Source organism: Polaribacter gangjinensis (assembly GCF_038024125.1).
Taxonomy (GTDB): domain Bacteria; phylum Bacteroidota; class Bacteroidia; order Flavobacteriales; family Flavobacteriaceae; genus Polaribacter; species Polaribacter gangjinensis.
Window position 1 is genome coordinate 1,520,588 of record NZ_CP150662.1, and the last position, 13,018, is coordinate 1,533,605.

At 32.7% G+C, this 13,018-nt stretch carries 4 protein-coding genes and 1 pseudogene; 3 read left to right on the forward strand and 2 right to left on the reverse strand.

Going from position 1 to position 13,018, the window contains the following annotated elements; genetic code table 11:
• Positions 1 to 8: 8 nt before the first annotated feature.
• Positions 9 to 8,585, reverse strand: coding sequence for a LamG-like jellyroll fold domain-containing protein (locus WHA43_RS06805; RefSeq protein ID WP_105046340.1), 8,577 nt, complete (start codon positions 8,583 to 8,585; stop codon positions 9 to 11).
• A 52-nt stretch (positions 8,586 to 8,637) separates the two neighbouring features.
• On the reverse strand, positions 8,638 to 9,531 hold the full coding sequence (locus WHA43_RS06810; RefSeq protein WP_105046341.1) for a tail fiber protein: 894 nt from the start codon (positions 9,529 to 9,531) through the stop codon (positions 8,638 to 8,640).
• 230 nt (positions 9,532 to 9,761) lie between these two features.
• Here WHA43_RS06810 and WHA43_RS06815 point away from each other — a divergent pair, with 230 nt between their 5' ends.
• From WHA43_RS06815 to WHA43_RS06825, 3 genes and pseudogenes are all read left to right on the forward strand, one after another.
• On the forward strand, positions 9,762 to 10,754 hold the full coding sequence (locus tag WHA43_RS06815; RefSeq protein WP_170039532.1) for a helix-turn-helix domain-containing protein: 993 nt from the start codon (positions 9,762 to 9,764) through the stop codon (positions 10,752 to 10,754).
• Positions 10,755 to 11,105: 351 nt separating this feature from the next.
• Positions 11,106 to 12,113 carry an NADPH-dependent aldehyde reductase Ahr gene (ahr, locus tag WHA43_RS06820; protein WP_105046343.1) on the forward strand — a complete coding sequence of 336 codons (1,008 nt, stop codon included), beginning with the start codon at positions 11,106 to 11,108 and terminating at the stop codon, positions 12,111 to 12,113.
• A 479-nt stretch (positions 12,114 to 12,592) separates the two neighbouring features.
• Positions 12,593 to 12,934: pseudogene (locus tag WHA43_RS06825) on the forward strand (ABC transporter ATP-binding protein); the annotation flags it as partial.
• Between the last annotated feature and the right edge of the window lie 84 nt (positions 12,935 to 13,018).

Sequence of the window (13,018 nt, forward strand, 5' to 3'; positions counted from 1 at the left end):
TAATTATTTTAATTTTTAATTATCCTATAAACCATTGTTTCTCCTGCTATTTTGATTCTAAGAATATAGGTAGCATTTGCAATGTTTGGATTTATTTTCAAATTATTCAGACCTGATTTTAAATCAAATGTATTTTCATAAACTAATTGTCCTAACATGTTATTCATTGTTATTTGAGCAACCCCAACCTCATCTGCATTAATTGCGATTTCTAAATCTGATTGAAACGGATTTGGATACAAGGTTATTTTATCCTCCAATAAATCAATTATAATAGGCTCTAAAATACTTCCCATTATGGCATCTGTTGAAAAACTAAACAATTTATTAGTTACTTGTTTAGTGTTTCCAGAACCAATATACGCGATAAGTTTTTCGGGCTTGTCACCATAAACTGTTATAAAGGCAAGGTTATTTCCATTAACATCTTGAGTTGTTGCGTTTCCTTTAAGTTGACCCATGTCATTATAAAAGTAAAGATTCTCAAAACCATCTGGTAATTTGGCTATGATACTCATTGTATTAGGAAACTGGGCATATTGATAAGGTAAAATATCATCTTCTATGTCACCTTTTTTATTTGATTTGATAAAACTGTTTTTTGCACTTGTTTGATTTAAATAATCAGGATATGTAAATCTTTGAGCAGAATTTGATCTTAACATATAACCTTCACCTGCTTTTAAATAAGTTAAAGATCCTTTCCAGCCAACACTACTACTAAAAGAAGCAAACAGAGATTGAGATTTTATAAAGTCACCCTCAGTGGCATTTAAATTAGCTAATGCCTCTCCAATAGGTGTATTTTTTGAAACTACATAAGGTAGCCAATTCCAATTTTGTGAAACATCAAAAAACCATGTTTTTAAATCTACTGGTATTCCTTTGATATTAAAATTTTGAGGCGAGGACAACTTGATTTTATACATTTTATCACTTGTTATTCCACCATTGCTAGAAATAGTTCCATTCCAACTACTTTCGGATGGATTCAGCTCATCATATTGGTAAACATCTAAAAGTGCAGGCGCATAAGATTGAAATAAATTACCGGTATTTAGTACTAAATCTTTAGTAAGATTATTTAATCTATTGAAACGTTCATCATTTACGTTAAATGATACCCATGTCCATCCTTGATTTAGTAATAATTGTTGACCCGTAACAAGCGTATTGTTAAATATTGCAGGATTTGTATAGCTACCAATAATTTCATCGGCTAGAAACGCAATAGAAAGAGTATCATTTAAAGTTGCTTCTTTTAATTTTCCTTCAGATGCATCCCAAATGTAAAAAATTACATTTTCTCCACTCACTTGGTTACTATATATAGTTAAAAAAACAAAATACTCGTTGAAAGTATCATCAAATACAACACTAGCAATTCCACGAACTTCACCATTTACAACTGCAATAACTTTATCATAAAAATCATCTGTAAAGGCAGCATTAAGTTTTAGTTTCCCAATAATATTCATAGACTCTGTATATTTGGTAGGGTCTAAAAATAAATTTGGTTCTTTTTCAAGCACTCTAAAATCTAAATGAATTTGTTCATTATAACCATAATTTGTTGTTAATGATAAAACAGCGTTATGGCTCCCAATTGCCAAGTTTTTGTCTACAGTGGCATTTAATATAAGTGTCGTATTTGGTGCTAATTTTCCCGATTTTGCAGATACAGATATCCAGTTAGGCAGATCAATAGAGTAAGGTTGTTCTACTCCACCTTTATTTATTAAAGTAATTTCGAAAGACATGCTTTCATTGGTGCGCTGCATTAAATTAACAATTCCACTTTGTCCTTCAATAAACCATTTTACAGGGTTTTTATTGATAAAAGCAGTCCATGTTACTGGTGAAAGCTGACTATTATCCGATAAATCATTAAGGTTAGAAACCTTGATGTGCGCTACTTTACCCTCAATACTTGCCCAATCTGCAATATCTGGAACAAGTACAATTTCACTTCCATTAAAAATAGGATTTAAAACAATCGATTCTGTTGGACGAAAAGGCTTAATGCCAGGGGTAACTTCTGAAAATGAAATTGATTTGTTAGAAACTGCATAATCACTTGTTTTTTCAAAAGCATTGAATGGATAGTAATATTTTGGTCCAAAAGAATTTGTAACCTCTGGTTTATTAAGCGGTGAGTATAGGAGTAAACCAGTACTTTCATAATCCAACTCAAAAAACTGATCATTTTTTATCTGTTCAGCATTTCTAGCCATATTCCAAATACAAAGTTCATCAACGAATCCATTAAAATAATTATCTATGATAATTTCACCTGAAGCCTGTATTTGTCCTCTTGCTCCTAAAAATAAATTAGCTGAAGAGAAACCACCAATTTCTGCACTTGAAAAAGAGCCTAATTGTTCCCCATCAACATACATTCTTATAGTTCCTTTTCTAGTTAAACTTAATGCAAAATGATGCCATGTGTCATCATTTATGTTTTTATTACCAAAAGAATATGTTTTTCCTTCTGTTTGTAACTCAAGATTATTATTTGCGTTTATGCTAATTGCCCACTTATTTCGGAATCCATTCGCTTCAATTGGATCGGTAGTATTTCCTTTACCATTAGATAAAACTGTACCTTGTGTAGTTTGATTTGTTTTCATCCAAAAAGAAAGTGTAGCGTCCATCTCATCAGAAATAATTACTTTATTTGCTTTATCAAAATTTAAATAATTAGTCCCGTCAAATTCATACGATGTTCCTTTTGGCTTTATATCCCAATTTGCGTTTGTTATTACTAGTGATTTAAAACGAGCCAAGTCATTGGCAATGTTTCCATTTCCTTCGTTTATTGGCCAATAGCCTAAAAGACTTTTTTCGTTTCCATTTAAAATGGTGTTCATATTGGCAACAGCCTCTTCTCTTGATATATATTTTTTCCAAAAACGAAGGTCGTGTATATTTCCTTTAAAAGTATTTCCACCAATAACAATTGATTCGCTATTGGTATATTGCAATCTGTTGGAAACTTGTTGAGATTGCACTTCAATATCATTTTCTATGATGCTTAATACTAATCCCGAATTATCATAGGAAAGTGCATAATGATTAAACGTATCATCATTAGCTATAAAAGCTTCAATACTTTCGTTACCAATGGTATATCTCAATACGTTATTTAACAGCTCTATTTTTAAGCCATTTTCTTGCATTAATAATGTAGAAGTTCCATTTGGATTTGAATTTTTTAACCAAAACTCAATACTAAAATCTCCGTTTGCAATGGCTGGCTTGGTAATCGTACCTTTATTGCTTTCTCCATTAAAAGCTAACGATACACCATGTTCTACAGGTAATTGGTTTTTTTGAATTAAAAATTCGAATCTTGTAACAGTACTGTTTGTTTTTACTGGTTCGTTAAACTTAATGGTAATATCGTCACCAAGATTTAATATGCCATCCTTAGGAGTTGGTGTAGTAAAAACTACAGGAGCTGTAAGATCTACATTCCCCTCAATAATATCTGACTCAAAAGTAGTATTATTGTAGCAAGAAGAACGAGCACGGAGTTGATAGGTACCGTTTGGCAAACCAAGTCCTGCAATATCCCATGCATAATTTAACTGATTTCCAACAATAAGTTCAATATCAGTATCACCACCATTCAATGCAATATCATAATCCGATTGGTTTTTGTAATAGGTTTTTATCCTAGCCCAATTGGGTGTGCCTTTTAACCTATATTCTAAATTAATTTTTTCAAAACTATCAAAAGTAGTATTGTAATCACCTAATTTAATGTTTAATGGTTTCGTATTTACTCCATCAAATGCAGCATTTCTATTAAGAAGCCAGTTGTTAGATGGCTCCATGATAGTCACTGGAGAACATGCAGGAACAAAACTAGCAGATACAAATACTTCATCTATTGCATCATCATCGCAAGAAGATTTTAAAAATATACGAATGTTATCATATACATATTGGTCTTGTTTTACTTTTTTTAATGTCATTGTATAAAACACTGTCTTCCCTGCAGGGATTGTAATTAAAGTTCCATTTGGCTCTATATTGATATCCGCATTGTCTGGATTGGTAGATTGATCTACCATCAAAATAAAGGTTGCGTCTTTATTGATGGTACTTGTATTTCTTAAATTAAGCACAAACTCTGCATTACGCCCTTCAAAAATATCTGATACGTCAGCATCTGCAACTGTTATCTCGGGTCTTTCAATAGCTATCGTTGCAACTGATAATGGAATGCGTTCAGATTCTGGAAGATTGATTATTAATGCAGATGGGTTTTTTACATTTTCATGATTTGGGTTGTAAAAATAAGAAAGCTCTTCTGTTTCGTAAGGACAAGATGTCTCTCCTGCTTTGGTAATAAAAATAGGACCGTTTCCATCAAAAGGATTGATTACATCGACACTAAATATATTCCCAGGATCTGTATCACTTAGTGTATAACTTATTGTAGTTGTTTCATCTGAAGTATCTTCATTTGTATTTGAAGAGTTACCCGTATTATTTGTTGTAGTTTCCATTTGAAACCCTGTATCATTAAAATCTGCACCAATAGCCACTGCCACTGAACTATCTATTTGTAATTCATATGAAAGGGTGCTAGTAGTTAACCGTTCTACAGAAAATCCTTTTGTAAATTCGCCTACACCAGCATCAAAAGAAATGTTTTCATAGAAAGTAGCATCCAATAAGTCTTTTAGTTGTTTTGCTGTTTCAGAGAGTGCTCCAGTTTCTGGATCTTTCAAGCTCTCAACAATGTCATCTAAAGAGGTTTTAAGAGCATTTCTATTTTTAAAAGCTTGATATTTCACCAATTCATTGTTAAGAATAATTTTTCTCCAAAGATTTATTGAAGAAACATATGCTTCCCTAGAAAGTACCCCATTTTGATTTTCTAGTAAAGTTCCATTATCTATTTGATCGATAAAGTTTTGATATTTTGGAATCACATCATTCAAAATATTTCTTTGAGAATATACAAACAAAGTTTTTTCTGGTGATTCACTAAAATACAGTGCTTTATTAATTTTAGGATGTAAAATCATCGAAACACCTGAAGCATTCAATACGTTAATAGGTGTTGAATTAGTGGAGGTACTTGAAACCACCAATTCATCATACGTACCGTAAAACTGATTTGCCGAAGTTCCTATGTACAAATCAGCGTCACTACCTATCCAATCTGGATCGCTATTTGTAGTAATTGTTTGGTTAAAAGTATAGGTATTTGTTATACTTTTTCCATTAGATGAAGATTGTTGCATTAGTATTCCTGTGGTGGTATCAGCAACCGTTTCTGATTCCATCACTGGTCCAGCAAGTCCACCACCTACACTTAATGTAAAACCCAATGATACAGTCGCATTTGTTTCATTACCAATGGTCGTATTTGAGGTATTTTCTCTTAAAAAACTAAAAGAAGACCCTTTTTCAATACTAGCAGAACTAAACGATCCTGGAGGATCACGCAATACAAAATCAGGAATTTCAGGACCTGCAGTCACAAAAGTTTGACTTCCATCAGCAACACCTCCTAATATAATACCCTCAGTTTTATAGTTTATTACAGGATAATCAATACCGTTAGATCTAATTTTTAAATTGAGAGTTCTTTTAAAATTAGTTGCTGAATCTGTGTTAGGAATACCTCCTTTAAAACTATAAATAAGTATGCTTGGATCTAAATCTGAGACTTTGATACTTTCACTGTTTTCTAGAGCTAAATTATTAGTTTTAATTAAAGTGCTCCCTACAACAGGCACAACACTTATCTCAGGATCATTAGGATTGATATCGTAGTTGAAATACCTTTCTAAGCTTTGAATACTTATGGAATAATCTGCAAATTGGGTATAAATTGGTGGATTTTGGTTAGGTGATATGGTGTAATTAATGCCATCTGCAGTAATTGTAGTATCACTAGTTTGATTTATTACATTATGTTGTGGAATTGCAATGTGAGTAAATTTTAGAATTTCTTGATATGGTTCGCCAGTAATTGTTGTGCTTCCTTGAACAAATGTTGGGTATTGGAATGCTTTTATAGCTGTAAAATTTATTGGCATATCTGCCGTTAAAAGTGGATTATTGTCTGGATTTATACCACTTACAAACCTCAAATCATTTTGAGAAATTATATAACTTAGTGGCAATAAATTAACCCTAAACTCTCCTGTTTCGTTATTAGTTGTAAAACTAGTTTTATATTCATTTGTTATTGAATTTGCACCCACAGGCATATAACCTAAAGTTAATTGTGCGCTACCAATATTGTTAATCGAAGTGTAAGTTGTTGTTATTTCTGCACCTGAGGTGTCATTGTATGTAAATGTTTTTTTACCATCAAATCCAAATCCAATGGTTTTATCGGATTCTATTTTTCCTCCTACAACTCTTCCTATAACAGTTATTTTGGTATTGTCTATGAAAGTTATTGGTTCGTCGCTGTCTTCAAAAAAATCTTTATAGGTATTGGTAAAATAGGTTACTCCATTTATTATAGTACTATCTCTAGCAGGAAATCGGCCTTCAAAATCAAAGGTATGTGCACTTTTACTTACACTAATTGCATGCTTTCCTATTGGAACTTCGATGGTAAAACGACCATGAATATCTGTTTGAACAGGAACATTATTTGCATCAATTGCTTGGATATTATCAATATAAACATATGCATCAGGCACAGGTATGGTTGCATATCTATTTAATTGGATAATAGTACCATCTTTGTCTTTTTCTGCCCAATATTCTCCTTTTTGATATTTAAGATTTCCTATTACATATGCATTATATGATTCATCTTCTTTGATATCTCCTGTTATAGGAGCATCTGACGTCGCTGGAAAAACCCCTCTACTATCATAAACAACCAATCCTTTAAACACAAACGAAGACTTATCAATAAAATCTACATTATTTACCACTGTTGATCCTACTCCTAAAAAAACCAATACTTGTTTTGGATTGAATTCATGCTTACCAAGAGAAGGAACAATTGTAAAAGAATCTCCATTACCACTGAAGGGGACAGAAGATATAACGTAATTGCCAAACTCGTCAGAAACCCCTAAAACCCCTAATTGAGTATTTGTTGGAATGTTGTTGATATTATCTTCACTATTAGCCCAACTAGGCGCTATGGGCGAATGACTTAATTTAGCATCGTTACCATGAAAATTAAAACCAGTATGAGCTAAATCATAAGCAAAATCCCCTGTTTTTTCATTAGCTCTGATATATGTATGTAAATACGATTCATTTCCTTTCAAATAACGTCTGTAATCTCTTTGAATTTGAGATGAATTTAGTGCTGTTTCCCACACTATTAATTCATCAATATATGCTGATTTTTTACCTCCGGATCTAAAACTAATCCATGTTGGCCTATCTGTGTGAATATTTATATTAACAGGTTTGTTTGTCGTTGAAAACGCAACTGTTTGTGATGCTGTGGAACTATTTTGCGCTAATACTGCATTCATTTTTTGAATGTATTCTTGAGAGATTAATCGTCCATTTATATAAATTTCAGGAACTTCATTATTTCTCAATACGACACTAAAATGGTTGAAAGCGTTATTAATGCTATTTATGGGAATCAATACATCATCGCCTTTATTATCTATTTCACCACTTGGAATAAAATTACTTAAGGAAATGGTGTGATTTAGCACTTTTGCAGATAAAATGTTGTTATGCAACGCAATGCTAAAAGGGATAGATTCATTTGCTCCCGTTCCTAATAAATTAAAAATAACTAATTCGTCATTGGTAAAATTACCTAGAGGTTTTACCCAAGCTTGCATTGTAATAGAGTCTTTTAATCCTTTGTGCAATTTTGGAACTGAAATGTAACTGTTTGTGGGTAGTTTTAGTGAACTCCCAAAACGCAAAGTAGCACCTGTTGGATTTGCAGTAACTAACACATCTCTTACTGGATTTCCTCCAGTATAACTGATATTTCCAGTAATAACGCCTGTTGGATTTCTATACCCAATTCCTGTAATAAAATTTGAGTATTGAACTTCTAAGCCTTCAGCCTCAACACCCTTTGCTAGTAGTTTGTATCGATATAATTTTCCTCCCTCTACATTGGTATCTGAAAAAGTACCTACATCCGCAGCTAATATTTTAAGTGGATTTCCCCAATTGGGTATTGTACTTGTGATATCCTCAGTTCTAAAAACTATGATGCTTACTATTTTTTCCTGATTCTTTTTTATATCCCAATTAATTTCTATTCGATCACTGTAGTAGCCTTTAGAAACTGTAAAAGCATCTTCAGAAAATGTATTGTATAGGTAACGAATACCCCAAGGGAAACCCAAATCTTTCTGATAGTTTTGTGTAGATGGGGCTCCAGAAGTAGCTCCTTTTGTTAAGCCTAGATAAGGGGACCCCACTAAAATATTAACACTCTCTATAGTAAAAGTTTTATTTACTCCGTTAACAGTTTGTGTTCGGGTATTCCTTATGTTCTTTTTTTGAGATGAGGAAGCTCCAATTACAGATTTTACACCAGATTTGTCTTGAGAAAAGATGTCATTACAACAAAATAAAAAAACAAGCAATACAATAATATATTTCATTACATTAAAATTTAATGAGGGATTGTAAATAATGATAAAATGTGCTTTGTTTTTATATTTTTATAATATAATTAACTCCGTAGTTTATTGGGCGTGTTTCTTCACCTCCAGTATCGGCTGTATTGCCATTTACATTGTGAGCATGATTCCCTGTTGTATTTGTCGTTAAATTTCGGTTAAATCTAGAATCGCCATTGGTATCATCTTCTAATCCATTTTTATTAGAACCTCCACTACCATTAAAATCGTCATTTGAGAAAGTTATTGTATGGTTATGATTCCCTGTTGTATTAGTATTGATATTTACAGCATGTAAATGCGATTTCATATCATCTTGCACCACTTGTTTTAAAGTAGGACCTATTTTTCCATTACCATTTCCAGCACCGCGTAAAAACATGGCTCTAAGATCGGGTGTGTTATTTGCTCCTAACAATGTTTTTAAATTTTCCGTAAAAGGGGTGTTAGGAATAGCTGAACCATCACAAAGTAACCATCCTGAAGGTGCTACTGAACCAATAAATGCAACAATAGTACCTGTAGGTACCCCATTTTGAGCATGAATTGCATAAGGAACAGCTTGTAATTTTTCATCAGAAAAAATTACACTTCCTGAGCTGACTCTTAAATACGAAGATTGATTACTGATAAGATTGTAATGATCCATACTTATATTTAAAACATAAGAGAATACCCCAAAATTATCTGTTCTTACTGTTGCTGTACTCCGTAAAATTTCCGTTGGTGAGGTTGAACTGCCTACTAAGTAATATACCATAAATGTAAGATCCAATTGATCTATGTTTGCTAGCGCTTCATTTTTGTCATCACGAGCAATTCCTTGAATAGACATTCCAGATGAAGTTACATTAGTTTGTGCGCCTGAATTGGAAATAGAAAGAAGTAAAAGAGTGATGAATTCTAAAAGTAGGTAAGATTTTTTCATTATTTTAATTAATCGGGATTTATCATCTTACAAATAACTGCATTGTAAAAACAAAACTGAGAGTGTAAAGTGATATTACACTATATTTGTTACATATTTCAAGTATTTGCCACATGCTATTAAACCTTTTATCCCTCCTAATAGGATTCTTGTGTCTCTTTGTTATGGTTCTAATGATTTGCTATACCAAACCAAATCGTAAAACAAATGTTTATTTTTTAATTATTTTATTGATTGTTGGATTGCAGCGGTTTTTAAATGGGATTGAAGTTTTAGGGTATTCAACTAACACCTATAGTCCATTAAAATTTAGAATGAGTTTGGCTTTTTTTATAGTTCCAATCTTTTACTTATTCTTCTACAGACTTATCCGTGAAAATAATAATCGATGGAAAGAATTATTGCATTTTTTTGTCCCAATTTCAATAGTTTTGATTGATATTTATGTGGATTCTTTTAAAATTCATTATTTGCTGTATCTTATTTTCTCTGTCTCTTATTTTTTTTCAATAGTATTGTTACTAAAGGAACTCGTATTAAAAAATAAACTTTCACAATTTGAAAAAAAAAATTACCAAACTATAAAAACATGGGCCATTTTAATGGCTACAATTACTTTTTTACTGGTAATTTATTCCAATTATTTTTTATTTAGTGAATTTAATCCTCATCAAAATTTAAATATTTTCTATAAATTTTCCTCTTTATTATGGCTTATCCTTATTGTTTATATGTTTAGAAACCCTGTCATAATTTTTGGAGAGCAGCATTTAATAAAAAAAATACGAGAAAACACACCTCAAGAAATTTTGATTTGGAACGCAAAACCTTTAAAAACCATTGAGCAAAAAGACAGAAAAGTATTTGATGTTGTTTTTCCCAAAATTGATATGATTTTACTTGATATTCAAATGCTTCAAAAAAATATCTCCATAATTTCAACAATAACGTTGACAACCAAAACAATGGCTCAAGAATTAAAAATTCCTAAACATCATTTGGATGTCATTTTTAAATACTACTGTCATTACTCTGTGAATGATTTTAGTAACCTCGTTAAAATTAATTATGCAGTATCATTGATAAAAAATGGCTATTTAAAAAAACATACTGTAGCCTCACTTGGAGAAGAAAGTTTGTTTAAATCTCGATATACTTTTTCTCAAAATTTTAAAAAATTTATAGGTGTATCTGTGAGTGAATTTATTACGACAGCTCCCTAAAAACTATTTATTTATTGTTCATGATTTATTGACACTAAGGTTTTATAAAAACTACGAATAGGATTTTTACTTTATTTAAAGATATTGTAAATATTAATAATACTTTTATCCTTAATCAATATTCAAATATTGTTAATTAAATACAATAGTAAATTGCTGTGACAAGTTTGCAGACACTATCCCGCTAGTATCCCGTAAGTATCCCCCAAGTATCCCGTACGTATCCCCTATGTATCTTCTTGTTCGATGAGCGATTTTCGATGATCGAAGGCCGATGGTCGATGATCGAAACTTGATGTTCGAAGTTCGGTTTTATTTTGTATCTTACAACATTCATTTAAAAAATTGATTATGAGAACCATCAACGCTTATGCTGCTACTGAAGCAGGATCAAAATTAACTGCCTTTCAATACGAATTGCCTGCCATTGGTAACGAAGAAATAGACATCAAAGTGTCTTACTGTGGCATGTGCCATTCCGACCTTAGTATGATCAACAACGATTGGGGCATGAGTCAATTTCCGTTAGTGCCTGGTCATGAAATTGTGGGTGAAGTGGCAGCCATTGGTAAGGATGTGAAAGGGCTACAAATTGGTGATAAAGTAGGCATGGGTTGGAATTCGGCAGCGTGTATGCATTGCAACCAATGTTTAGATGGCAAACAGCATTTGTGCGGTGACTCGCAAGCAACCATTGTAGGACGTCATGGTGGCTTTGCAGATTATGTTCGTGGGCATTGGTCGTGGGTAATTCCGTTGCCAAAAGACTTAGACATGGCAAAAGCAGGTCCGTTGTTTTGTGGGGGTATTACTGTATTTAGTCCCATTGTATTGTCGGGCGTGCAACCTACAGACAAAGTGGGTGTGATTGGTGTTGGTGGATTGGGTCATATGGCTATTAAATTCCTAAAAGCTTGGGGTTGTGAGGTTACTGCTTTTAGCTCGAATCCGAATAAAACAGCTGAGATTTTAAAAATGGGAGCTCACCAAGTAGTGGATTCTTCCAATCCAGATGCTTTGCAAGGCATTGCAGGTTCGTTGGATTTTATTTTGAATACCACCAATGTAACCCTCGATTGGAATTCTTACTTGACTACTTTGGCTCCTCAAGGAAAATTGCATACAGTTGGTGCGGTTTTAGAGCCTATGGCCATCCCTGCATTTAGTTTGATTATGGGCGAAAAATCGGTTGGTGGAAGTCCGACTGGTAGTATTGGCTTGACTAAAAAAATGCTGGAATTTTGTGTACGTCATGATATTTATCCCACAGTGGAAGAATTTAATTTGGCAGACGTGAATGCTGCCATTGCACATTTAGAAGCTGGAAAAGCGCGTTTTCGAATTGTGTTGAAAGTGTAATTATCGCAACAGTATTTAACCACATAGAATATATAGAAAAAGGAATAGATTCCCATATTTTAGGAGTCAAATAGCTATGTGTTTACTATGTGGCTAAAATTATTTCAAAACATTCATCAACTCATAAAAAATAACCACCATGGCAAAATCACAAGACGCAAAAAAGAACGTTAAAAAGAAGCGGTGTTAACACCCAAAGAAAAGAAAGCTGCTAAAACTGCAAAGAAAGCGAATCGTAAATAATTCTAGAAACTTATGTTATAAACCACATAGGCACATAGCTTTATTGTTTTTTATAGACGTTTCACTCAATTTTAGTAGACCATAGCTATGTGAATCCCAAGAATTGGGCTATGAAACCCTTTTTCTATATTTACTATGTGGTTAAATAATATAAGGTTTTTTTTGTATATCGTATTTTAGCAATAAACCCACTAAAATGGTTATTTTTGTCATTCATTACTATACGAATACAACCCATGCAACATTTACAAACCGCTTCCAAAAAAACCGATACCTCTACCCCAAAAGTTACCATGGCGAAAGCCTTTACCACCATCATTTGGCCACGTAGAAATTTGGTATTTATTGGCTTGGGATTGATTGTCATTAAAAGTTTGTCAGGATTGATATTGCCTTGGCAAAGCAAGATTTTGTTAGACGAGGTGATTCCGAAGAAAGACATGACGCAATTGTATAGTTTGATTGGGATTGTATTGGGCGCTATTTTGGTGCAAGCGGTTTCTTCTTTTTTATTGACGCGCATTTTGAGTGAACAAGCCCAATATTTGATTAGTGAATTGCGTGCACAAGTGCAAAAATAGGTCTTGTCATTGCCTATTTCCTAATTTAATCAATACCTAAATTAACAAAGAGATTATAAATGCCTACTTGTGTAAAACATT

Excerpts from the sequence above, each read along its gene's own strand:
- WHA43_RS06805 (WP_105046340.1), bottom strand. The coding sequence starts at position 8,585 with ATGAAATATATTATTGTATTGCTTGTTTTTTTATTTTGTTGTAATGAC.
- WHA43_RS06810 (WP_105046341.1), bottom strand. The coding sequence starts at position 9,531 with ATGAAAAAATCTTACCTACTTTTAGAATTCATCACTCTTTTACTTCTT.
- ahr (WP_105046343.1), top strand. The coding sequence starts at position 11,106 with ATGAGAACCATCAACGCTTATGCTGCTACTGAAGCAGGATCAAAATTA.